General features: G+C 64.7%; 19 protein-coding genes. 6 read left to right on the top strand and 13 right to left on the bottom strand.

Annotation, left to right across the window (positions count from 1 at the left end):
- Window positions 1–141 precede the first annotated feature (141 nt).
- From CI15_RS18840 to CI15_RS18815, 6 genes are all read right to left on the bottom strand, one after another.
- Complete coding sequence (locus CI15_RS18840; protein ID WP_062129788.1) at window positions 142–855, bottom strand: GntR family transcriptional regulator; 714 nt, start codon at window positions 853–855, stop codon at window positions 142–144.
- 319 nt (window positions 856–1174) lie between these two features.
- On the bottom strand, window positions 1175–2101 hold the full coding sequence (gene ldcA, locus CI15_RS18835; RefSeq protein WP_062129787.1) for a muramoyltetrapeptide carboxypeptidase: 927 nt from the start codon (window positions 2099–2101) through the stop codon (window positions 1175–1177).
- Window positions 2102–2127: 26 nt separating this feature from the next.
- Complete coding sequence (gene tadA, locus CI15_RS18830) at window positions 2128–2775, bottom strand: tRNA adenosine(34) deaminase TadA (RefSeq protein ID WP_082814241.1); 648 nt, start codon at window positions 2773–2775, stop codon at window positions 2128–2130.
- 128 nt (window positions 2776–2903) lie between these two features.
- Window positions 2904–3305, bottom strand: coding sequence for a DnaJ family domain-containing protein (locus tag CI15_RS18825; RefSeq protein ID WP_062129786.1), 402 nt, complete (start codon window positions 3303–3305; stop codon window positions 2904–2906).
- Window positions 3306–3766: 461 nt separating this feature from the next.
- On the bottom strand, window positions 3767–4378 hold the full coding sequence (locus CI15_RS18820; RefSeq protein ID WP_062129785.1) for a 2'-5' RNA ligase family protein: 612 nt from the start codon (window positions 4376–4378) through the stop codon (window positions 3767–3769).
- Between the two features lie 118 nt (window positions 4379–4496).
- Entirely contained in the window at window positions 4497–5399 is a 903-nt protein-coding gene (locus CI15_RS18815; protein WP_062129784.1) for a LysR family transcriptional regulator, read from the bottom strand.
- Window positions 5400–5536: 137 nt separating this feature from the next.
- Here CI15_RS18815 and CI15_RS18810 point away from each other — a divergent pair, with 137 nt between their 5' ends.
- From CI15_RS18810 to CI15_RS18795, 4 genes are all read left to right on the top strand, one after another.
- Window positions 5537–6820, top strand: coding sequence for an MFS transporter (locus CI15_RS18810; protein ID WP_153041139.1), 1284 nt, complete (start codon window positions 5537–5539; stop codon window positions 6818–6820).
- 51 nt (window positions 6821–6871) lie between these two features.
- Window positions 6872–7852, top strand: a complete 981-nt coding sequence (locus CI15_RS18805) for an amidohydrolase family protein (RefSeq protein WP_062129783.1) — start codon at window positions 6872–6874, stop codon at window positions 7850–7852.
- Between the two features lie 114 nt (window positions 7853–7966).
- Window positions 7967–8974, top strand: coding sequence for a trans-3-hydroxy-L-proline dehydratase (lhpH, locus tag CI15_RS18800; RefSeq protein ID WP_062129782.1), 1008 nt, complete (start codon window positions 7967–7969; stop codon window positions 8972–8974).
- 489 nt (window positions 8975–9463) lie between these two features.
- Window positions 9464–11386 (top strand): potassium transporter Kup, encoded by a 1923-nt coding sequence (locus CI15_RS18795; RefSeq protein WP_062129781.1) that lies wholly within the window; start codon window positions 9464–9466, stop codon window positions 11384–11386.
- A 90-nt stretch (window positions 11387–11476) separates the two neighbouring features.
- Here CI15_RS18795 and CI15_RS18790 read toward each other — a convergent pair whose 3' ends face one another.
- From CI15_RS18790 to CI15_RS18775, 4 genes are all read right to left on the bottom strand, one after another.
- Window positions 11477–12058 (bottom strand): fasciclin domain-containing protein, encoded by a 582-nt coding sequence (locus tag CI15_RS18790; protein WP_062129780.1) that lies wholly within the window; start codon window positions 12056–12058, stop codon window positions 11477–11479.
- Between the two features lie 130 nt (window positions 12059–12188).
- Window positions 12189–12911, bottom strand: a complete 723-nt coding sequence (locus CI15_RS18785) for an anti-sigma factor (protein ID WP_062129779.1) — start codon at window positions 12909–12911, stop codon at window positions 12189–12191.
- Window positions 12908–13501: a sigma-70 family RNA polymerase sigma factor gene (locus tag CI15_RS18780; protein WP_062129778.1), complete on the bottom strand. Its 594-nt coding sequence runs from the start codon at window positions 13499–13501 to the stop codon at window positions 12908–12910. The genes CI15_RS18785 and CI15_RS18780 overlap by 4 nt, the downstream gene beginning before the upstream one ends.
- 485 nt (window positions 13502–13986) lie before the next feature.
- Window positions 13987–14301 carry a hypothetical protein gene (locus tag CI15_RS18775; RefSeq protein WP_062129777.1) on the bottom strand — a complete coding sequence of 105 codons (315 nt, stop codon included), beginning with the start codon at window positions 14299–14301 and terminating at the stop codon, window positions 13987–13989.
- A gap of 217 nt (window positions 14302–14518) precedes the next feature.
- Between CI15_RS18775 and CI15_RS18770 the strand changes: the two genes are divergently transcribed.
- Both CI15_RS18770 and CI15_RS18765 read left to right on the top strand, forming a co-directional pair.
- Window positions 14519–15271 (top strand): basic amino acid ABC transporter substrate-binding protein, encoded by a 753-nt coding sequence (locus tag CI15_RS18770; protein WP_062129916.1) that lies wholly within the window; start codon window positions 14519–14521, stop codon window positions 15269–15271.
- 105 nt (window positions 15272–15376) lie between these two features.
- Complete coding sequence (locus tag CI15_RS18765; protein ID WP_062129776.1) at window positions 15377–16159, top strand: amino acid ABC transporter permease; 783 nt, start codon at window positions 15377–15379, stop codon at window positions 16157–16159.
- Between the two features lie 135 nt (window positions 16160–16294).
- Here the strand turns inward: CI15_RS18765 and tssA are convergent, their stop codons facing one another.
- Genes tssA through CI15_RS18750 form a run of 3 tightly spaced genes read right to left on the bottom strand, consistent with a single transcriptional unit; the run spans window position 16295 to window position 22283 of the window.
- A complete protein-coding gene (tssA, locus tag CI15_RS18760; protein ID WP_062129775.1) occupies window positions 16295–17392 on the bottom strand; it encodes a type VI secretion system protein TssA in 1098 nt (365 codons plus the stop codon).
- The gene (locus CI15_RS18755; RefSeq protein WP_062129774.1) at window positions 17389–21282 is read right to left on the bottom strand and encodes a type VI secretion system protein; all 3894 of its coding nucleotides are present in this window, start codon (window positions 21280–21282) and stop codon (window positions 17389–17391) included. Before CI15_RS18755 ends, tssA begins: the two co-directional genes overlap by 4 nt.
- Window positions 21279–22283: a DotU family type IV/VI secretion system protein gene (locus CI15_RS18750; RefSeq protein WP_062129773.1), complete on the bottom strand. Its 1005-nt coding sequence runs from the start codon at window positions 22281–22283 to the stop codon at window positions 21279–21281. The genes CI15_RS18755 and CI15_RS18750 overlap by 4 nt, the downstream gene beginning before the upstream one ends.
- Window positions 22284–22290 lie beyond the last annotated feature (7 nt).

Below are 22290 nucleotides of genomic sequence, written 5' to 3'. Positions count from 1 at the left end.
TGCGTGTTCAGGCCGGCGGCGCTCGCGCGAGTCCGCCTTGCCGTGCATCGATTAGTTCAGTTCAATTCAGTGCGGCGCGCACCACGAACGGGCGCTCGCCTGCTGTTTGCCTCAGCCTGGGTTGGTGTCGGCTGTGGCTGTCTACGAGGATGCTTCTTTCGACGCGAGCGCGCCGAACACTTCATGCAGGTCCGCTGCGCCGCGCGCGGGGCGTTCCAGCATCTTCAACTCGACGCTTTGCAGATGGCGCGACATCAGCGCGGCCGCCTGCTTTCCATCGCCGGCGTCGAGCGCGGCGAGAATCTCTTCGTGGTCCTCGAACGAGCAGGAACTGCGTCCGAGCGACTCGTACAGCGCGGAAATCAGCGTGGAGCGCGCGACCAGTCCGTTCAGGCAATCGCACAGCACCGTGTTGCCGGTCAGGTTCGCGAGTTCCGTATGAAACTCGCCCGACAACCGGATCCACGCCGGAAAATCCCGCGTTTCGAACGCTTTGCGTTCCCGGCCGATCATGCCGCCGATGTTTTTCAGGCGCCGCATGCCGTGTCCGCTACAGATCTTTTCGACGACGGCCAGCTCGATGATGCGGCGCATTTCGAACACCTCGTGCACCTCCTGCAACGACGGACTCGCGACGAACGCGCCGCGGTTCGGTTCGAGATCGACGAGCCGCTCACCCGCCAGCTGCGAGAGTGCCTGCCGGATCGGACCGCGCTTCACGCCGAATACTTCGCACAACTGCGCTTCGGTGAGCTTCGCGCCGGGCGCCAGCCGGTGCTCGAGGATCGCCGCGCGGATGCGCTCGGCGATGGCTTCGGGCTTCGAACTGTTCGCGACGGATTCGGTGTCGGACATGATGTGCGTCTCGGTATGTTGGTCATCATAGGATGGACACAAAGATTGTCAACAATTTTTGTGTCGATTTTCGACAGTTTTCGTGGTGCGTCGCGGTAGAGTTGCCGGCGAGCCAAGCTGGGTGGCTGTCTGGCGGGAATCTTACCCCCTTTTAATGTTGCGAGGCCCATTGCTGGCAGCTAGTTTTTGTCAACAAAAACTGAAAACATTGGCGGCGGGTGTGTGAGGTGGGGTGAAACCAAATCTGGGCAGTTAGTTGCATTTATGAGGCCTAAAAAAGCGGGCGATCTGCCCGCTTCTCCCCTACCTCGCGCACGCTTCAGCCAAGGCTCGGATAGCCCGACGCCGTCAGCTTGAACCCCTGCGCATTAGCGACCAGACGCGCCTGCGCCCCGACCGGCAGCGTCACCATGTTGTGAACGTGCCCGAACTGCAGTCCCGTCACGACGGGAATGCCGATCAGCGAGCGCACCTGCTCGACCATCGCGTGCAGGTCATAGCCGTTGTCGTATTCGTAAGGCTTGCCGCCCGTGAAATCGCCGAGCACGAGCGCCTGCTGCTGCGCAAGGATGCCGGCCAGATGCAGTTGATAGATCATCCGCTCGATGCGAAATGGCTGCTCGTTGACGTCCTCGACGAACAGGATGCCGCCTTGTACCGGCGGCATGTACGGCGTGCCGACCAGCGACGCCAGTACCGCCAGATTGCCGCCCCACAGCGTGCCCGATACGTCGACGTTTTGTGCCTGCGGCGTGTTGCTCGCGATCGTGATGGTCGGTTGAGTCACTGCCGACCAGAAATGCCGCATCGTGAACTCGCTCAGTTCCTCGGCGCCGAAGTCGCTCATCAGCATCGGGCCGCCGAAGGTCTTCACGCCGGCGCGCGCGAGCAGCGCCATCTGGATCGCGGTGAAGTCGCTGTGACCGACCAGCGCGATCGGTTGATCCGCCAGCCGCCGCTGCAGCCCGTCGTAGTCGAGACCGTGGAGAATCCGCACCGCGCCGTAGCCGCCGCGCACGGCCAGCACGACATCGGGCAGCTCGCGTGACGGATCGGCGAGCCGGTTCAGATCGGCCGCGCGCTCGCCGTCGGTGCCGGCGAAGCGCTGAAAGCGGCGCTTCGCCGCCTCTTCGCCGTCGACCCGATGCCCTTGCGCGCGCAGCCGATGCAACGCGCGATGCAACACCTCCGGATCATGCGGATAGCCGGATGGCGCAATCAGTTCGATGGTGCGATGAGCGGTCATGGCGAGACCCGTTGGGTGTTGTTGTTTTAGAGCGGCGTGGTTGAGGGCGGTTCGCTGCTGGACGGTGTGGCGGTGTTGGCGGCCGGTTCCACGGCGGCGTGACCCGCCTGTTCCGCAGCTTTTCCCCGCGCTTCCGCGGTGATTTTTTCGCCTGATTCACCGCGCGCCGCCGCGCGCGCTTCGCGACTCGCGCGACGCCGCTCGGCGAAAAACGATCTGAGCGCGGCGCCGCATTCGGCTTCGAGCACGCCGCCGCTGACCGTCGTGTGATGGTTCAACTGAGGATTTGCGAACGCATCGACGACGCTGCCGCACGCGCCGGTTTTCGGGTCACGCGCGCCGAACACGACACGGGCGATGCGTGCATGCATCAGCGCACCGGCGCACATCAGACAGGGCTCGAGCGTGACATAGAGCTCGCAGCCCGGCAGACGATAGTTTTCGAGCGAACGGGCGGCGGCGCGCAGCGCGACCATTTCGGCATGCGCGGATGGATCGTGCGAGCCGATCGGATGATTGAAGCCCGTGGCGATGACTTCGTCACCGCGCACGAGCACCGCGCCGACCGGCACTTCGCCGGCTGCGCGCGCTTCTTCGGCGGCGGCCTGGGCGAGCGCCATGAAGCGAAGGTCGCGTTCGGAGATGATGGGAGGTTCGGAATTGCCGGAAGCCATGGCGGGAGCGCCCGTGGCCTGATCCGCCGCCTGCGGGCGGACCTCGCCGGCGCTAACGGCGACGGACTTCTCGCCGTCCTCGGCCGGCGCCGAAGAACCCACCGCGCAGGCACACACGAGCGGCTCGCTCACTGGGAACCCGCACTGGCCGCATCGACATTGCCGACGCGCTCCGACAGCCGTTCGGCGATGCGGCGGCAATATTCGCGCGGCAGGACCATCGGGCCGCCGCGTAGCGATTCGAGCGCCATGTCGAGCGCGAGCATGCGCGCCTGGAGACGGCAACGGGTCGCCTGATCGGTCACGGCATTCAGCTCCGTTTGCAGGTCGCGCAACGCGCGAAGCTGCTCGACAGCGGGCGGCACGAAGCCCGCGTTTTTTAGAATGCGGTTGGCGACGCGTACTTCTTGCGGCACCAGCGCATCGTCGTCGAGGGACAGCGGCGCGCCCGCTCCCGGCAAGTCTTCGAACTCTCCGCGCGCGGCGGCGGCGGCAATACGCTGTTCGACAAGCGCATCAAGCAATTTCATCTGCAATCCACTACGTTGCGGCCCGAGCATTCTATCAGGGCGCGCAGGGGTGTTCCGTGCCGAACGGCGGGCAAACAACCACGGATCGGCGCTCTATTCGGCATTTGACGGTGCTTCGACGTGGACTTAGAGTCTGTCCTCAAGTCGTACGACGTGCACGGCGCTCGCGTGGCGTGGCACGTGGACGTTTTCCTCTCATCGAAGTTGATGCCGCAATGCCATCTAAACCGACCGCCGACTGCAGTACTTTTCCCCTTGTGACTCCGCGCCCGGCCCGCACCCGTCAGCCCGTGCGCATGGCACTGGCCGCGCTTGCTGCGGCGGCGTTGCTGTCCGGCTGTGGGGTGTTTTGCGGTGGCGCGGCCGCAAGCGGCGGCGCTTATGCCGGCGGCTGCGGGACGAGCGTGCATTTCTAGCCGACACATGGCGAAACAGTTGCGGGCTTGAGCCGCCCCTGCCCCTCAGTTCTGCCCCACCAACGGCCACCGCGCGAGCACGATATGCCTCGTGCGTCCCAGCAAACTGTGCACCAGCGCAAACTCCCGCACATTCCAGCAGGCCGGCTCGGCCGGACGGCGCTCGATCCACGGCATGCCGTACGCCAGCGTCAGGTGCGGCGTGAAACGTTCGTCGGGCTCGATGCCGTCGTCCCGTAACCTCGCTTCGAGTGCATCGTGAAGCGCCTGCAGTCCGCGTACACCGTGCTCGCCGACCAGCACCGCCGGCCCCGGTCGCGGCTTTTTCGCGAAGCTGGCGAGCGCATCGAATTCGACCGTAAACGGCGCCATGCTGACCGACGCCGCCGCCCGCTTCGCCGCCTCGAGCACATCCGCCGGCAAGCCGCCCGAGAAATTTCCAAGATGCCTCAGCGTGACGTGCAGCCGATTCGCCGCGAGCGGTTTGCTGCGCACGCCTCTGCGCCCGCCACCGCGCAAGTCATGATCCGCGCAAAGCTGCTGCGCGAACTTCGCGATGCCGGCCGCGGTGTTGGAATCGGGATAGACCGCGAAAAAGAGCCCGTCGGTGAGCGGCGGCGGCGCCTCGAGCCCGGGCAACCACAGTTGTTCAGGCATCGCGCCTCGTTCCCTCGCTGGTTCTTTCTGCCAATCCGCACACGCCGCACGGGCGGCCCATTGCAGCCATCATACTGTATATTCATACAGTATGACAGGCCACGCGCAAACGCGGCCGCTATAAATCGGCCGGCTTGCCGATGCGCTTGTACCAAAGCTCGATAAACGACTCCGCCGCCGGCGACAGCGAATGCTCGGCACGCCGGATCAGATTCACGTCGCGCGTGACGAGCGGCGCTTCGAGCCTGCGCGCGACCAGATCGCGATGCGGAAACGAGCCGAGCAGAATGCCCGGAAAAATCGCCACGCCGAGACCCGCCTGCACCATCGAGAGCCCCGTCGTCATATAGGACACCTCATACTCCACCGCCTTGCGCGTGCCAAGCGTGAACAGTGTTTCGTCGATCAGCTTGCGGATCCCGCTCGTCGACTTGATACCGATCCACGGATACTGCAGCGCATCCTTCCAGCTCACGCGCCGCTTTTTCGCGAGCGCCGAATCCTTGCGGCAGATCGCACACAGATTGTCGCGCGCGAGGCATTGCAGCGTGATGCCCTCGGGCCGGTCGCTGATCGTGCCGATGCCGAACTCGACGTCGCCCGTCAGCGTCGACGCGGTCAGGCGATCGGGCGCGGCGTCGTCGAGCGAGACCTCGATGTTCGGGTACAACGCGCGGTATTCGGCGAGCAGCTTCGGCACGATCGCCGCCGCGATCGACGGCGTCGCCGCGAAGCGCAACTGACCGCGCTCGCGCCCGGCCAGCTCCTTCACGCTCGACTGGATCGACTCCAGGTCGCGCAGCATCCGCTCGACGGTCGGCAGGATTTCGTGCGCGGCGGCGGTCGGCCGCATCGAGCGCGAGGTCCGGTCGAACAGGCGCAGGCCGAGCGCCTCCTCCATTTGCCGGATCAGAACACTGACCGCCGGCTGCGTGATGAACATCTCGTCGGCCGCGCGCGTCAGCACGCCGAAGCGGCACACGAGCGCGAACGCGCGCAACTGCTTGATGGTTGGCGTCATGAAAGCACATTCATAAAGTTACTTTATGGGACCATTGATTTTGTTCGATTGTTTTCATTCGAACAGTACCCTACATTGCTTGCCTACGCAGCCCGCAGCCGTTCAGAAAATGACGGGCCCAACGACAGGAGACAGTCGTGACAGCAATCGATTCGCGCAAACGCTGGGTCGGCGCCATGGCGTCGACGCTCGGCAACGTGCTCGAGTGGTACGACTTCGTGGTGTTCGGCTTTCTGTCGATCATCATCGCGAAGCAGTTCTTCCCCACCGACAGCGAGTACGCCGCGCTGATGCTCACCACCGCCACGTTCGGCGCGGGCTTCGTGGTCCGCCCGCTCGGTGGAATCCTGCTCGGCATGTACGCGGACCGCAAAGGCCGCAAGGCCGGCCTCACGCTCGTCATCGCGATGATGACGGTAGCCGCCGCGATGATCGCGCTGACCCCGGGCTTCCGGCAGATCGGCCTGATCGCGCCGGCGATCGTGCTGTGCGCGCGTCTGTTGCAGGGCATTTCGGCCGGCGGTGAATTCGGCACCGCGACCGCGATGTTGATCGAATACGCGCCGAAGACACGGCGCAATCTGTACGGCAGCTGGCAGATGTTCGCGCAGGCCCTGGGCGCGTTGCTCGCGGTCGCGATGGGCAGCGCGCTCACGCATCTGTTCACGCATGAGGCGCTCGAATCGTGGGCGTGGCGCATTCCGTTCCTGCTCGGTCTGCTGATCGGCCCGGTCGGCTTCTACATCCGCCGCAATCTGCCCGAAACCGAGGCGTTCCAGAAGCTCGGCCCGCGCGTGAAGGTGCCGCTTTCTCGCGTCGTGGCGCAATTTCCGCGTGAGCTATTCATCGCGACCGCGCTGTCCGCCGCGCTCAATGTGATGGCCTACGTGATCATCACGTATCTGCCGATTTACGCGGTGCAGAACCTGCACATGCCGGTCACGCTGCCGTTTACCGTCCTGCTCGCGAGCGTGCTGCTGCGCGTGGTGACGATCCCGCTATTCGGTCATCTGGCGGATCGCATCGGCGGCGAGCGCATGATCCGCGTCGCGCTCGCGCTGTTTCTCGTCGTGCTGTATCCCGCCTACTACTGGATCGTCAACGCACCGTCGTTCGTGTCGGTGATGACCGTCGAGCTCGGCTTCGCGCTTCTCATCAGCGCGTCGAACGCGCCGATTCCGACCGCGCTCGCCAGCCTGTTCCCGACCGAAGTCCGCTCGACCGGCCTTGCGATCTCCTACAACATCGGCGCGGCCGTATTCGGCGGATTTTCGCCGATGGTGCTCACGTGGCTGCTGCACGTGAGCGGCAACAACATGATGCCCGCGCACTTCTGCGCGGTGTTCTTCGCGCTGGGGCTGATCGGCGCGTTCATGCTGAGGCGCCGCGCGTCGCCGATGAACGAGTTCGCGACGCAGTAGTCCGCTCATCCCCGCTTCCCTCTCACCCGCACTTTTCCCGGGAGATCCCGCATGCCTGTCATTGACGTTCATACCCACATCTTCACGCACAAATGGCTCGATCTGCTGCGCCAGCGCGGCGGTGCTTACAACATCCAGACGCGCCCCGACGGGCAGCAGGAAGTGTTTCGCGGCAACACGCCGGTCGTGATTCCGCAAAAAGGCCACTTCGATTTCGACATGCGCATCCGTCAGATGGACGAATCGGGCATCGACATTTCGGTCGTCTCGCTGACCTGCCCGAACGTGTACTGGGGCGATCGGGAAACCAGCTGCCTCGCCGCGCGCGAATCGAACGACACGATCGCCGAAGCGCAGGCCAAATACCCCGAACGCATTCGCTGGTTCACGTCGCTGCCCTGGGAGTATCCCGAGGCGGCGCTCGAAGAACTGCGCCGCACCTGCGAGAACGGCGCGAGCGGCGTGATGGTGCTCGCGAACATCGCGGGACGCAGCCTCACCGATCCGATGTTCGCGCCGATCTGGGCCGAGATCGACCGTCGCGCGCTGCCGGTGCTCGTGCATCCCACCGATCCGCCCGGCGTCGACCTGATGGACATGACGAAGTTCGATCTGAGCTGGGCCGTCGGCTTCATGTTCGACACGACGCTCGCGATCACGCGAATGATCTTCGAAGGCTTCTTCGATCAGTATCCGAATCTGAAGATCATCGCGTCGCATGCGGGCGGCGCGCTGCCTTATCTGGCCGGTCGCTTCGAGAAAGGCAACGAGGTCGAGATCCCGCAGCGTCGCAAGATGAAGCGCAAGCCGATCGACTATCTACGTCATATCTACTACGACTGCATCACCTACAGCCCGGCGTCGTTCGATTTTCTCGTCTCGGTGGTCGGCGCGGATCGCGTGATGTTCGGCACCGACTGGCCGCACCAGGTGTACGACATTCGCGGCGCGTTCGCCAACACCGCGCGTCTGCCGAAGGAGCAATGCGACGCGATCCGCGGCAACAACGCGCTGCGGGTGTTCGGGTTCTGATCCCGCTTGGGGCCGTGCGGGGACGTGCGGGGACGTGCGGGGACGTGCGGGGACGTGCGGGGACGTGATGCGCCGGATACACTGGCACCTCTGTCCTCGCCACGACCCACACCCATGAAACCGAGCCGCACCCTTTCGACCGTCGAAGTCCATACCGGCGGAGAAGCGTTCCGCATCGTCACGAGCGGACTGCCGCGCCTGCCGGGCGACACGATCGTGCAGCGCCGTGCCTGGCTGAAGGACCACGCCGACGAAATTCGCCGCGCGTTGATGTTCGAGCCGCGCGGCCACGCCGACATGTATGGCGGCTACCTGACCGAGCCGATTTCGCGCGACGCCGATTTCGGCGTCATCTTCGTGCACAACGAAGGCTATAGCGACCACTGCGGACACGGCGTCATCGCGCTCGCGACGGCCGCCGTCGAACTCGGCTGGGTGCAGCGCACGAGTCCGCGGACGCGCGTCGGCATCGATGCACCCTGCGGCTTCATCGAGGCCTTCGTCGACTGGGACGGCGAGCACGCCGGCCGCGCGCGCTTCGTCAACGTGCCGTCGTTCCTGTTCAAGCGCGATGTGACGGTCGACACGCCGTCCTTCGGCAAGGTCACGGGCGACATCGCCTATGGGGGCGCGTTCTATTTCTATGTCGACGGGGCGCCATTCGATCTGGCGATCCGCGAGTCCGAAGTGGAACGCCTGATCCGCTTCGGCGCCGAGGTGAAGCAAGCCGCGAACAGCGCGTTTGCCGTGCAGCATCCGGACATTCCGGAGATCAATCACATCTACGGGACCATCATCGCCAATGCGCCGCGCCATCCGGGCTCGACGCAGGCGAACTGCTGCGTGTTCGCGGATCGCGAGGTCGATCGTTCGCCGACCGGTTCCGGCACCGCCGGCCGCGTGGCGCAGCTTTACCAACGGGGTCAGCTGGGCGCGAACGACACGCTCGTCAATGAATCGATCGTCGGCACGATATTCAAGGCGCGCGTGCTGCGCGAAACGTCGGTCCACGGCATACCGGCCGTGATTCCCGAGGTGGAAGGCGACGCGTATATCTGCGGGTTCGCACAGTGGATCGTGGATGAACGGGATCCATTGGCTTATGGCTTTTTAGTGCGATGATCAGGCTGGGTCGCGCAGACTCGTTCTCGCGCTGCGCGACGGCTACCGCTCGAGAGGATCACTGACTATCTCGCCGGGCAGCGCGAGGTCGAGCCCTGGCGTGATTGATATAGTCAGGCAAGCAGATCGAAATCGACGATCACCGCACCGCTTTCTTTCATTCAGTCAACACCGGTCTTACACATTAGCCGGCCTTGTGACGCCATGCTTTCATGAGGTCTACGAACGGTCGATCGAATCGTCGGTCCGCCCGTCGTGCGGCCCCAGTCGCCTTGGGTTAACCGTCATTGCGGACAGTCCGGATTCGTTGCATCGTACGCGCTGCACGGCCCCCATCGCCACGAACGAACAACGGGAGAAGCAAGCTCAATCGCCACCCCACTCATGGGATTCAAAGCATCTCGATCGACGCAGCCAACATCCTGGTCGAGCAGGCTATCGACGCCATCACCCCTCGCCTGCCGACGTTATCTCCGATATGAATAGCCCATGAACAACGTGCATACCCTGCAGGCTTCGCCGTCTTCGCATCGCGCGACAGGAACGGCAGCGCTCGCACTCTCCGCGCTCGGCATCGTGTTCGGCGACCTCGGCACGAGCCCGCTGTACGCATTGCAGGCCGCGTTCAGTGGCTCGCTCGGCGTCGCACCGACCCACGCCAACGTGATCGGCATCGTCTCGCTGTTCCTGTGGTCGCTGATATTGATGGTGAGCGGCAAGTACGTGCTGGTGCTGATGCAGGCCGACAACCGCGGCGAAGGCGGACTGCTTGCGCTGCTCGCATTGCTGGTCGGCGAGCGCACCGGACGCGTGACCCGCGCCGGCGCGTTGCGCTGGGTATTCATGGCGATGTTCGGGACCGCGATGCTGTATGGCGACGGCGTGATCACGCCCGCGATCTCGGTGCTGAGCGCCATCGAAGGGATCGAAGTGGCGACGCCCGCCTTCGCGCACTACACGGTGCCGCTCACCGTGGTGATCCTGGTGGCGCTATTCGCGGTACAGCCGTTGGGCTCCGGACGCGTGGGCGTCGCGTTCGGTCCGATTCTCGCGGTCTGGTTCGTCGTCATCTTCGGGTTGGGGCTGGTGTCGCTCGTGCAAACGCCGGCGATCCTCGCCGCCTTCAATCCGCTGAACGGCATCGAGTTCTTCGCGCACAACGGCTTCAAGGGCTTCGTCGCACTGGGCGCCGTCGTGTTGTGCCTGACCGGCGGCGAAGCACTGTACGCCGACATGGGCCACTTCGGCGCGCGGCCGATCCGTCTCGCGTGGTACGGGCTCGCGTTGCCCGCGCTGACCGTCAACTATCTGGGTCAAGGCGCGTTGCTGCTGCGCGATGCCAGCGCGGCGGCCCGCCCGTTCTATACGACGGTGCCGTCATGGGGCCTGTATCCGATGGTGGTGCTGGCCACGCTGGCGACCATCGTGGCCTCGCAGGCGCTGATTTCCGCGGTGTTCTCATTGACGCGCCAGGCGGCGCAGCTCGGCTTGTCGCCGCGCGTGACGGTCAGACACACGTCGTCGAGCACCGAGGGGCAGATCTATCTGCCGGGACTGAACTGGGTGCTGATGGTCGCGACCATCGCGGTGGTGCTCGGCTTCCGCAGCTCGGACAGTCTCGCGGCCGCTTTCGGTATCGCGGTATCGACGACGATGTTGATCACGACCATGCTGTTCGCCGCTTTCGCGCGCGTGCGCTGGAACTGGCCGATCTGGCGCGTCGCGCTCGTGGCCGGACTTTTCATGGTGGTGGACGTGGCGTTCGTCGCGGCGAACGCGATGAAGTTTGCCGACGGCGGCTGGCTCCCGCTCACGATCGGCACGCTGACCTTCCTCGTGTCGACCTCGTGGCTGATCGGGCTGCGCGCGCTGACACGCGCCCGCATGGACACGCAGTTGCCGCTCGACGCATTCGTGTCGAGCATTGCCGTGTCTCCGCCGCACCGTGTGCATGGTACGGGCGTGTTTCTGATGGGCGCCGGAAACTCGGTGCCGACCACCATGCTGCACCACCTGAAGCACAATCAGGTACTGCATGAGCAGGTGGTGCTCCTGACCTTGCTGACCGAGGAAACGCCACGCGTCGAGGAAAGCAACCGTTTCGAGGTGCAGCGCCTCGACCAGGGCTTCGTGCGGATCATCGGTCGTTACGGCTACCTGGAAATGCTCGATGTGCCGCAACTGCTCGAACAGGCGCTGCGGCACGCGGGATGCACGGCCTATGACCCGATGACGACCACGTTCTACCTCGGACGCGAATCGCTGACGGTGAAGACCAGGCACCATCCAGCACGCTATGTGCTGCTAAGCCTGTTCTCGCTGCTGCGCAAGAACGAGCTGAACGCGACCGCTCATTTGGGCTTGCCGCCGAATCGTGTGGTCGAGATGGGGGCGCGGCTCGATCTGGCCTGAAGTGACACACCGGGAACGAGGCGTCATGAGCAGCCACGAGGTTTCACCTCTTTGCCGCGATGCGCCTCCCTCCCGGTATTCAATTCGACGTCATGGCAATAGCACGGTGTCGACCACATGAATGACGCCATTGGACTGCATGACGTCGCCGATCGTCACGTGCGCGACGTCGCCCTTGTCGTCGGTAATGGCCCAGCCGCTGGCGTCCTTGCTGACGATCAGCGAATCGCCCTCGACAGTCTTCAGGCTCGCCTTGCCACCTCCCTGGTCAACTGCCATGGCGAGATCACGCGCGGTGAGACGGCCCGGCACCACGTGATACGTGAGCACCTTGACAAGCATGGCCTTGTTCTCGGGTTTGAGCAGCGTCTGCACCGTGCCGGCGGGCAACGCGGCGAACGCCTCGTTGGTCGGCGCGAACACCGTGAAGGGGCCGTTGCCCGATAGCGTATCGACCAGACCGCCGGCTTTCACCGCGGCGACCAGGGTCGTGTGGTCGTTCGAATTCACCGCGTTCTGGATGATGTTCTTCGACGGATACATGGCGGCGCCGCCAACCTCCACGGTGTTGTCCGGGGACATCGAACCGGCCGTCGCGGCCATCGTCGTTCCCAGCGCCAGAGCAATGACGAGCGCTGCGCCGGCCGTTTTCATCTTGCTGCAGGATTCCATCTGCGTTCTCCCGAAAGATCGATGCTTCCGGACTGGAAGCAAGCGAAGATACGGGTCAAACGAAGCTACGGATGCACGCCTTATCGCGCGCATGTCGAGCGACCATGGACGCAGGGATCGTGGAGCGCGCTCATGCGCCGCCCACGACGCCTTTTGCCAGCACCGGCCCGGTCGGTTGCCCGCTCGGCGATCCTCCATGCGGTTCCAGCGATACCGCGAGGGTCGCTCGCTCGTTCAGCAGCGCGAGCCGGGTTTGCGGTAGCGCTACGATGGTCGGCCGGTCTACTGCAATCACGCCGAGCGACACGGGTCGCTCGCCCGGCGCAATCAGCCACAGTTCGGTGGAGCGGTCTGCCGCAACCGGGTTGCCGTATGCCGGAACGATCACCATGCGGGCACGCTCGACGTCGACGATCGCGGTCCATCCTGCGGCGCCTCCGTCCCGCACGATGCTGGCCACCTTGTAGCCATCGTGGCTGGGGCCAACGACGGGACCATACCGGACCGGCAGGATGAGAAGAATGACGAGCGCCATGGCTGCGAAACTGGAACCGATACCGATCCAGCGCCACCAACGGACATCATCCCAGAGCCTGACGCGAGGCCGCGGCGCTTCGACTGGCGCGAAGCCCAGTTCGGACTGGATGCGCGCCCACACATAGCTTGCTGGCTCGATCTCGCCGATATCTTCGTTGAGCGGCATCAAGCGGTTCTGCCAGCGTGCGACGCTTGCGGCCAGTTGGCGATCGTGCTGCAGTGCCAGTTCGATCTGCCTGCGCCCGGCCGCGTCGAGAACGCCCAGTACGTATTCGGCGCACCGCAGATCGTCAGGGCTGGAGAGTGGCGTATTCATTGTTCGAGACACGCTTTGAGCTGGAGCAGACTGCGCCGGATCCAGCTTTTCAGGGTTCCCAGCGGGACGCTCAATCGCTCCGCCAGTTCGGCATACGTCGCGCCCGTGAAGAATGCTTCCCGAACGACACTACCGTGCTGGGCCGGCAGTCCTTCCAGACAACGCTCGAGGCGTCGTCGCTCCTCGCTATACTCGGCGATCGCGGCGGGCGACGGACTGTCATCGACGATCTCTTCCCCTATCGTTTCGTCCAATGGTTCTTCGCGGCGCGTGCGCAGGCGGTCGATGGCCCGGTTGCGCGCGATGGCGGCAAGCCACGTGATCGCGCTGGCGAGCGTCGGGTCGAACGTCACGGCGCGGCGCCATACGGTGACATAGACGTCCTGCAGCACCTCTTCGGCTTCGCCGCGATCGCGCAGCATCTTCAGGCACACACCGAGGAGCTTCGCGGAGGTGCGTCGGTAGAGTGTGGCGAAAGCAGCCCGATCGCCCGCGCCAACGTCGAGCAGGAGCAGGTTCAGTTCATCGCGGCGACGGGTTTCGGGATCGTCGGTCGGCCGATCGCCATCGGTTGCCGGATTGCCGCTCATGTCATCTGCGCTCCCTGTGGATCGGCCGTGCGGGATCTGGAATACCTGAGTAGCCGCCGTGCGGTGGCCGCTCGAAACGAGCGTCTTCCGCGGCCGTGACCATCGCATCGGTTGGCCCTCCCGGGGTGGACCGCAGGCATGTTCCGGCCACGTCGGTGTCGGCCAATCTGGCAGTTACGGAACAGATGGGTGCCTGGATGCACTTGTTGCAAAAAATTTTAGCGCGTTGCGGCAAGGAAACAGGTGATGTCGCAGCGGCTATCAGTTTTTCGGGCCGGTCAATTTACGCCGACTGGCGCGCTACCGCACCTCGTTACCGCGGACGAACAATAAAGTTCAGCACCACGATCCGCACCGCCAGGCGGCGGCGCCATTGAAGAATCGGAATCAGGCGTTCCGGATGCATGGAAACGGCTTCGCGCTATGCCGCCGCTGCCTATGTATATTGCCGCTCAGGTTCGGGGCCGTTTCGATCCTTACGTTTTCTACGCGTCTTTCAGCCAGGGCATTTCCACGGGTGACACCACAAGCCGTCGGGACTCGCGCTGCAGTTCGAAGATGAACCCGACCAGGATCATGGAATCGGCATAGGGGATCGGGAATACGTGAGGATTTTCCGCTGCGCGCAGTGGGCGTGTGGGCGTGTCCGCCGTGGTCGCGGCGTTCTCGCGGACGCTTTCCAGTTCGTCAGCCATTGCCTGCCCACTTACTTTTACGACGCGGCTACGTAGGTCGCTGAAGGGTTCGATGCGCGCACCGTCTTCGTTGTACTCGGGCACTTCATAGATGAACCAGGACATTTGCTTCTCCCAGGAAAAGGGCCGCCATTCTAACAGTGGGCATCATCGACGAACTCCGGCCGCCCAACCCTACTCCCCCCTTTATTCACCGTCAAACGAACACAACGCAATGGGCAACCCCGTGAAACAGTCGCCGGTGTTGCTCTATTGGCGTTCGCGCCATGCTATATAATTTTCCGACCTCTTTTTGACTCTGGGCGACGCGGCTGTGAAAAAAATCATTCTAACCCTGGCCGCCTCGGTGGCCGCCTGCGCTATCTGGTCTGCCGGCGCACACGCACAAGACCGCGAACTGGTTGTGGCATCGAGCGCGACCTATACTCCTTTCGCATTTCAGAACAAGGACAATCAGATCGTCGGTTTCGACATCGACATCATCGATGCGATCGCCAAACAGCAGCATATGAAAATGCGCATCGTGAATACGCCGTTCACCAGCATCTTCGCCTCGCTCAACAACGGCGATGTGGACCTGGTCATTTCCGGCGTCACGATCAACGACAAACGCAAACAGAGTTTCGACTTCTCGGCGCCATATTTCGATGCGCGCCAGTTGATTGCCGTGCCCAAGAACAGTACGGTGAAGTCGCTGAAGGACCTGGACAACAAAAAGGTTTCCGTGGTCAGCGGTTCGACGGCCGACGATGTCATGAGCCGTGAAGTGGGCAAGACCAACCCGAATATCCGTCGCTTCGAAAGCACGCCACTCATTATTTCCGAACTGGCTTCGGGCGGCGTGGACGCGGCCATTGGCGATAACGGCGTCATTGCCTACCGCGTATCGCAGACCCCAGGCCTCAAGACCGTGGAAGATGCGAATTTCCCCAAGGAATACTACGGAATCGTGGTGCGCAAGGGCGACAAGGCCTTGCTGGACAAGATCAACGCTGGCCTGGCTGCGATCCGCGCAGATGGCACCTACAACGTGATCTACAAGAAGTGGTTCAACCAGGACTTCAAGCCGCAGTAATAGCAGTCGTGGCTTGATGCAGTCGCGCGCGCCGTGCCAGTCCCTGGCCACGGCGCCGAATAGCCCTCGGCCGCGCTTCGGCCTTCCGTTTTATAGAAAGCGAGCATGGAAGACAGCAATCCGGTCTTGTGGTTCGGGTGGTTCCGCCCCGACATCCTGGTGGAATACAGGCAACTGTTCTGGCAAGGTGCGTTGGTCACGGTTGGAACGACTGTGGTCTGTGTCATCATGGGCTGCGCGCTGGGCCTGATAGTGGCGCTGGCGCGGTTGGCTGACGCGAGACATCAGCCGTGGCAGGCAGTGTGCAAGTATTTGCTGCGCTGGCCGTCGACGGCCTATGTGAGCTTTTTTCGCGGCACGCCGTTGTTCGTGCAAATCCTGCTGATCCATTTCGCGGTGATGCCGGTGTTCATCCACCCGGTGCACGGGCTTTTGATCAGTGGCGATCTCGCTCGTAGCCTGAAGCAGAATCACGGGGCGCTGATCTCGGGTGTCACGGCGCTGACGCTGAACTCCAGCGCCTATATTTCGGAAGTGTTTCGCGCGGGCATCCAGTCGATTGCGATCGGCCAGAGGCAGGCGGCCCAATCGCTCGGCATGACGCATGCGCAGATGATGCGTTATGTCGTAATCCCTCAGGCATTTCGGCGCATGCTGCCGCCGCTGGGCAACAACGTGATTTCGCTGCTCAAGGACACGTCGCTGATCTCGGCGATCGGCCTGGGTGAGATGGCGTATGCCGCGCGCACGGTGGCCGGCGCCTACGGGCGCTACTGGGAACCTTACCTCGCTATCGCCGCGGCGTATTGGCTGATGACGTTGGCGCTGGCGATCGGTCTGCGCAAGCTCGAGGACCACCTGGCGCGAACCGATCGTGTCGCGCGCTAACCCGTAAGAGCGGCGGCTGATCCGACCGCCCATCCTCGGGGCTGACCAGGTATTCCCGACGGCGAGATTCCGATTTTTGGCTTCCGCAGTGAGCCCCATCGAGTTGATCAATCCCGGCGAACGGCCATTTCTCATTCACTTGCCCTTGCTGTCGTCCACCGGCAGCAAGCCCAGTGCGGTCCAAAGCTTATCCCCGGCCTCCTCGGACATCAGTTCCCGTAGCAGCACCGGCAGCGGCTTGCTGCCCCATTCGAGCGCGCGCTGGATCATGTAAGGCACGGGGCTGTGCGGCTCGTAGCGCATCAGGTACTCGGCGATCAACGCTAATTGCCGATACGCATCCTCGCGGCTTTGCGGCGCGCCGGTCGCGCCGTTCACGCTTCCCGCATGGGCCGCATGGGCCGCTTGCGGCGCAACGGCATTTCCTTCGGTTGCCGGTGCGGCCACCGGCGGCTTCGAATCCGGATGCATGCCGAGACACTCCATCAAGACAGCTTCTATGCGGTCCAATACATCCGCGAGTGGTGCAAAGCTAGGCGCCTCGGCGCCCAACCGCGGCGTGCACCAGGCGTCGAGCTCGACGAGCAGGGGACGCGCGGCATCGATTGCGGCAAGCCGCCAGCCGAGGCGCTCTGGCGAAGTCGCTCGCGCCGCTTCTCGCAGGCGGGCAGCCGTGCGTTTCGCCTCTTCCCGTTTAGCGGCCGGCACGTCCTGACGGTCGCCGACAGCAAGCGCGTCTCGTCGCACGGCTTGCCACTGTGCGAGCGTTCCCTGTGCCCCCTCAGGCCCGTCGAACAACTCGATCCGCGCCGATAGCAATTCGGTATAGGCACTGGCAAGCCAGGCGATGGGCGCAGCCCGGAAACCAAGATCGCCATCGCGCGGCAAGGGATGCACATCGTCCCAGAAGCGGGTACACAGGGCCAGCACCAGCTCGAAGCAGGCAGGCAACGCGGGCAGGCCAAACCGATGCAGCCAGCTCTCGCCAAGCCACGCGGCCACCGTCAGGTCCTTGGTGCGCTCGATCAGCAACTGCCGGCACCCCGCTTCGACCGAGGTCCAATCCGCCACCTTCAGGTCCGTTTGCCAGATGCCGGTCGGCAAGCTCGGATCGTCCTCACGTCGCGCAATCCTCAACGCGTCGAACGCCGGATCGTGCAGCAACGACAGCCCACAACGCGCATCGCCGGGCACCGGAAGCAACAGCGCCGCGATGTCCAGGTCCGGGGTCATTCGTGCCCCGCCATGCTGGTGCGGGCCGACGCAGGATAGTTGACGACCGACGTCCCCGGCCCAATCATTCCTGGCGTCGCATACGGCAGATCAGGAATGGCCTGCGGCGTTTTCGCGGCGCCGACGTATCCGACCCGCATGAACATCCGCGCAGTCTGAATGGCTCCGCTGCGGTCGCGCACCGGTATCGTCAACAACATGCGCGGTGGCTGGCCCGCGCTCGCCGTGGCCGCATCGACCGGCATTTGATGCAGCCGCACGACGCGCAGTAATGCCCATGCGTCACCCGCACTCCAGGTCGCCACGCCGCCCTCGCTGGAAAGGGTCGGCTGTGCGGTGTCGAACATCGGCTGCCAGGGGCCGTCCTTCGCCCAGCGAAGGCTCACCGCCACCGGCAAGCTGGGCGACCAGCGCGCCGGCGGCCCCCCGGATGAGGGATACGTGACGGCGTCGTTGCCGCTCACGAGCTTCCATTCGATCACCTGATCCGCACCGATCTCGTCGGCGCGGTCGACACGCCAATCGACGCTCACCTCGATCCCTTGCAGCATGCCGTCCGCGCCGCGTGCGACCAATGCATCGAGCCATGGCTTCGCGTTCACCAGCTTCGCGACGAATTGCTCGCTGTCAGTGGACCCGCGCCCGATTGCGGCCGCCGCCGCAAGTCCGCGCTGCGCATCCGCGAGATGGCGGTCGAGCAAGGCGACGAAGGCCGCGGTTTGCCGCAGGTCGGCGGCTGGCGCGCCCGCGTCGGCCGCAAACGGAAAGCGCCCTGCCAGATAGCGCTCGAAGTAGCTGCGGATCTGCTCGTACGCCTGGGTCCCGTTGCCCATCTGCAGCCTGAAGCACTGCTCGCGTGCCGACGACACCAGACGCGCGCCCGTGCTGGCGACGATGTCGCCCGCCGCGGGCACATCGATCTGGTCCAGCGATGCGCTGCAATTGGCGAGGTCCAGCTTGTCGAGCCGATCGGAGATGATCGACGGCACGGCCATCATGGCGCTCGTCGGACTCTTCGCGCGAAATTGCACGAGATCGGTCGTCAGCGCCTGCCAGCGGCTGACCATGCGCGCGTCGGCCGGGGCGAGCGGCGGCTTTTGCGCATTGAGCCAGTCGAGCGCGCTGGCCGCGTTGGTGGCCGTGTCCGCCACCGCCGCGGATTGCGCCGTGAGATAGGATTGCAGCGCTTGAGGTGTGGTGGCACCGAAGGCGCGCAACGCTCCGCCTTGACTGCCGTCCCAGCTGGAAAAGTCGCCGTGCAGCGGACGAAATGGCGCAAGCGACTGGAGCTGCGCGTCAGCGGTGCGCAGCACGGCCAGGGCGGCGTTGCTGACCTGCAGCGCGACGCTCGTAGCAAGATCGTGGCGGCCCAGCGAATCGAACGCCGTGATCAGATCCAGCGCGTTCTTGCGCAACGTGTCGAACTGCTGCGCGGCGTCCGCGGGCGAACTGGGGTCGTGCGAGAGGGTGGTCAAGCCCGGCGTGGAAAGCGCGCTCACCATGCTGGTCACCGCGCTGTTGCCCGCCGCGGCAAGCAGTGCGCCGCGATACGCATCGGGTGCCTTGGCAAGCGGCTCCGCGACGTATTGCCGGTAGCCGGGCAGCACCGCGAGTGCCTGCTGCACCGTGCTCACATCAACGTTGCGAATCCCCGCATTGCTGTCGTTCGACACCGCAGCAAACGGTTGTGCGAGCAAGGTGCGCAACGAATCGCGCAGCGGCGGCAGATCGGCGGCGAGCTGGAGGCCGTTGGATGGCGAGGCGCTGAGGACCCCGGGCAGATTGCCGCTCGCCAGCCAACGCGCGGAAAATGCATTCTGTGCCGCCTCCTCGTGCGCCAGCACCGCTGCGACGGGCCCCTCGCCTATCAGACGAAGACGCTGCGCCGTATCGAACGTGGCGGTCAAGCCCGGCACCAGTTCCTTGCCACGCGCGCCGGCCCAGCCGTGATCCGCGGCGTCAACCTGCGTCGCGAGCAGATCGATGCGCTCAGCGAGCTCGGCGAGCGATGCGTTGGTCGGCACCGTGCCGGGCGTTTTCAATTCCGTCAGAGCGGCTTGCACCTTCCCCGCGTTCACGCTCAACGTCGAATCCGAATACACATGGTCGAACCATGTGTCGAACAGTCCCTCGAAACACACGCTCACGTTCTGGCGCGCCGCCGACACGTCTCTGCCCACGAGCGACACCATGCCGCCTTCGGTGCTCGACGTGCGCACGGCATCGTCCATTCCCTCGCGGTCCGCGATGCGCTCGAGCGACAGGTTCACGTCGACGGCCTCGCGCATCAGTTGCGCGAGCATCGCGGCATTGCCGCTGCCTGCCTGCACGAGTTTGTTGTAGATGGCGATCATGTGCTCGACTTGCGCGGCGTTGGCCACGAGTTGAGATCCCGTTTTGAATTCCGGCAGATCCTGCGGCTGCCGCGTGGCCAGCGCCGCTACGTCTGTGTTGGCGTCGTCATGCGTGGTGCACGTCATTTGCGCGAGCCTCGCGACGAGACGGTCGTGCAGCGGCATGAAGACCAACCCGCGCAACATGTGCAGCTGCGCGTCGCCCCATTCGTGCCCCGACGACAGATACGAAAGCGGCATGAAGGGGGAAGTCAGCCGCCAGCGAGGCACGTCCATCAGCGCATTGGCGACGGTGTCGATCGCCCCCGCGGCGGCCGCCCTGCTCTTGTCCGATTCGCGGTACGTGGTCTGCGCCAACGTCAGCGAGTCATAGGCGGACGCGAGCGCAAGCCCATCGCCGCGCATGCGCCAGAACGACACGCCGAGCCCCACGCACCAGCACACCGCAAGCACCGCCGCGGCAACGGTCGCCACGCGGTAGCGCCGCATGCGTAACGCCAGCACGCGCGGGATCGGCGATGCGAGGCCCTGCCCGGCCAGCAGCACGTCTTGCCATAACCGTGCGGCAAACGCCGGCGCCGGGGTGCCCGTGTACGCGTCGCCGGGCGCGCGTGTGGCAATGGATGGCGAGCGCCGGTTGGGCACCGCGCCGACACAATAGATACCGCGCAAGAATGGCGCGGTGCCGTCGGCCGCACCGCGCAGCGTCGGTTCGATGCGGTCCCGCAAGGGCATGCGCAGGGTATCGATACGTTGCGGCAACAGGAACAGGCTCGCGTCGAGCTTGCCGTTGAGCGTGCCCAACTCGGTGATCGTTTCGGTCAGCGCGGCACGCATCGATCCGAAAGCCTCGTCGATCCACGACTCCGCATAGATTCGTTTCGGCGCGTAAGGCGAAGCCCAGCCGAACGGCGTGCTGCCCTCCGTGCGCCCCAATGCCGCGGCAAGCGCGTCAAAGCCGGGCACCGAGTCGCAACCGCTCACCACGACGTAAAGCGGCAAGGTCATGCCGAACTGCCGCTGCAGTGAGAGAACCGTGCGCGAGGTTTCGATGGCTTCGACGCCGGCTTCGCGCGGCTTTCCGTCGTCGCCGATCAGCGTATCGGCTGCAATGACCCACAGGATGGCGTCGAGGGGACGGCCCGGCCGATTGCGCAGCAGCGCGCGCAGCAGCCTGCGCCATGCACCGACCTGGCGGCCGGCGGAGGTGGCCGCGAGCATGTCGTGCGGCTCGGTCACGAGCAGCCCTTCGGCATCGTGCCAGACGCGTCCGTACCAACCCGGCTCACTGTCCGGCGAGAGGCGCCAGTTGCGGCACAACGCGTCGAGCGCGGCCGGGGCGCCGGTTGCGAGCACGCGTGGAACCGAATACGGATCCTGCACACCCATCGCGCGGTGTGCGACACGGATCGCCGCGCTGAACTCGCGTAACGGCCTGCGATCCTGATGTTCCCGCCACCAGTAGATCGCCGCGGCAATGACGAGCCCGGCAAGCAGCAGCGCGATCAGTACCAGCAGCACCATGATGAGCGTCATCGCCGCACTCCGTCAGATGCAACGATGTCCCCGTCGTCCGTGGGCTCGCGAGAGCCCCTCGCATTCTGCAATTGCGCGGCCGGCCCGGAGAGTCCCGAAGACATTGCTTCCCTGTTCTGCCGCGACTGCGCAGCTCGCATGACGAAGGGCGCCAAGCCGCCTCCGCTCACTTTTGATGACGGCACCACCGTACCGGATGTACCGGATGCACCACTTGCGCCCTCCGGCGCCGTCGTCCGCGCATCGGCCAGCGACACCGTCTCGTATTGCGCGATCGACTGCCGCGCATGAGCGGTGGCAACCAGCCACAACACCTGCGACACGCCGAGCAGCAAGCATAGGCCCGCGCCGATCACCAGAGCGAAACGAGCCAGGTCGGGAAACATCTGTGTCAGCACGGATGACTGCCGCGGTGCGACGGCGGTGCGTTCGAGCGGCGCCGCGAGATGCGTTGGCTCGGCGTCGCGCTGCATCGCAAAAGCAAACAGGGAGTGGCGCAATTGATCGTGCCGGAGCGCGCCCGCTTCACCGCGCAAGCGTCCCTTGAAGCCGAGCGTCAGACACGCGAGATAGACGTTCGCGAGATCGCGTCGGGACGGGTCGCGTTGGGCAAGCAACGCCTCGATGGCGTCGGGCAATTTCTCGCCCGCGTCACGCGTGTTGAACACCCGCACTTCGAGGGGCCGCGTTTCCCAGACTGCGGCGCCAGGCCATTCGGAGAACAGCAGCAGCTCGTCGAGCAGCGCGACGAACGCATATTGCGCGGCGGCAATATCCGCGTCGCCGGCCGCACCTGTCCAGGCCATCGCCTCGCGCGCGAGCTTGCGCGTCGTCATCGCCAGTTGTGCGGCGAGCGACTCCGCCTGCTCCGCCGGATCGAGCGGTTCGTCCGCGGCATGTTCGAGCGCGACGCGCAGGTCAGTCGCGTGCTCGAAGGCCGTGACGAACGCCTGCGTCAACGGCCAGCGCTCGTCGTCCGAATGAGCGGTGTAGTCGGTCATTTAGCGC

Origin of the sequence: Paraburkholderia monticola, assembly GCF_001580545.1 — a bacterium.
GTDB classification, from domain to species: domain Bacteria; phylum Pseudomonadota; class Gammaproteobacteria; order Burkholderiales; family Burkholderiaceae; genus Paraburkholderia; species Paraburkholderia monticola.
Note: the sequence above shows the minus strand (reverse complement) of the source record. Positions and strands in the feature narration are given on the sequence as shown.

Bases quoted from the DNA above. Each gene is read 5' to 3' on its own strand.
- CI15_RS18840 (WP_062129788.1), bottom strand. From the start codon at position 855: ATGTCCGACACCGAATCCGTCGCGAACAGTTCGAAGCCCGAAGCCATC.
- ldcA (WP_062129787.1), bottom strand. From the start codon at position 2,101: ATGACCGCTCATCGCACCATCGAACTGATTGCGCCATCCGGCTATCCG.
- tadA (WP_082814241.1), bottom strand. From the start codon at position 2,775: ATGGCTTCCGGCAATTCCGAACCTCCCATCATCTCCGAACGCGACCTT.
- CI15_RS18825 (WP_062129786.1), bottom strand. From the start codon at position 3,305: ATGAAATTGCTTGATGCGCTTGTCGAACAGCGTATTGCCGCCGCCGCC.
- CI15_RS18820 (WP_062129785.1), bottom strand. From the start codon at position 4,378: ATGCCTGAACAACTGTGGTTGCCCGGGCTCGAGGCGCCGCCGCCGCTC.
- CI15_RS18815 (WP_062129784.1), bottom strand. From the start codon at position 5,399: ATGACGCCAACCATCAAGCAGTTGCGCGCGTTCGCGCTCGTGTGCCGC.
- CI15_RS18805 (WP_062129783.1), top strand. From the start codon at position 6,872: ATGCCTGTCATTGACGTTCATACCCACATCTTCACGCACAAATGGCTC.
- lhpH (WP_062129782.1), top strand. From the start codon at position 7,967: ATGAAACCGAGCCGCACCCTTTCGACCGTCGAAGTCCATACCGGCGGA.
- CI15_RS18795 (WP_062129781.1), top strand. From the start codon at position 9,464: ATGAACAACGTGCATACCCTGCAGGCTTCGCCGTCTTCGCATCGCGCG.
- CI15_RS18790 (WP_062129780.1), bottom strand. From the start codon at position 12,058: ATGGAATCCTGCAGCAAGATGAAAACGGCCGGCGCAGCGCTCGTCATT.
- CI15_RS18785 (WP_062129779.1), bottom strand. From the start codon at position 12,911: ATGAATACGCCACTCTCCAGCCCTGACGATCTGCGGTGCGCCGAATAC.
- CI15_RS18780 (WP_062129778.1), bottom strand. From the start codon at position 13,501: ATGAGCGGCAATCCGGCAACCGATGGCGATCGGCCGACCGACGATCCC.
- CI15_RS18775 (WP_062129777.1), bottom strand. From the start codon at position 14,301: ATGTCCTGGTTCATCTATGAAGTGCCCGAGTACAACGAAGACGGTGCG.
- CI15_RS18765 (WP_062129776.1), top strand. From the start codon at position 15,377: ATGGAAGACAGCAATCCGGTCTTGTGGTTCGGGTGGTTCCGCCCCGAC.
- tssA (WP_062129775.1), bottom strand. From the start codon at position 17,392: ATGACCCCGGACCTGGACATCGCGGCGCTGTTGCTTCCGGTGCCCGGC.
- CI15_RS18755 (WP_062129774.1), bottom strand. From the start codon at position 21,282: ATGACGCTCATCATGGTGCTGCTGGTACTGATCGCGCTGCTGCTTGCC.
- CI15_RS18750 (WP_062129773.1), bottom strand. From the start codon at position 22,283: ATGACCGACTACACCGCTCATTCGGACGACGAGCGCTGGCCGTTGACG.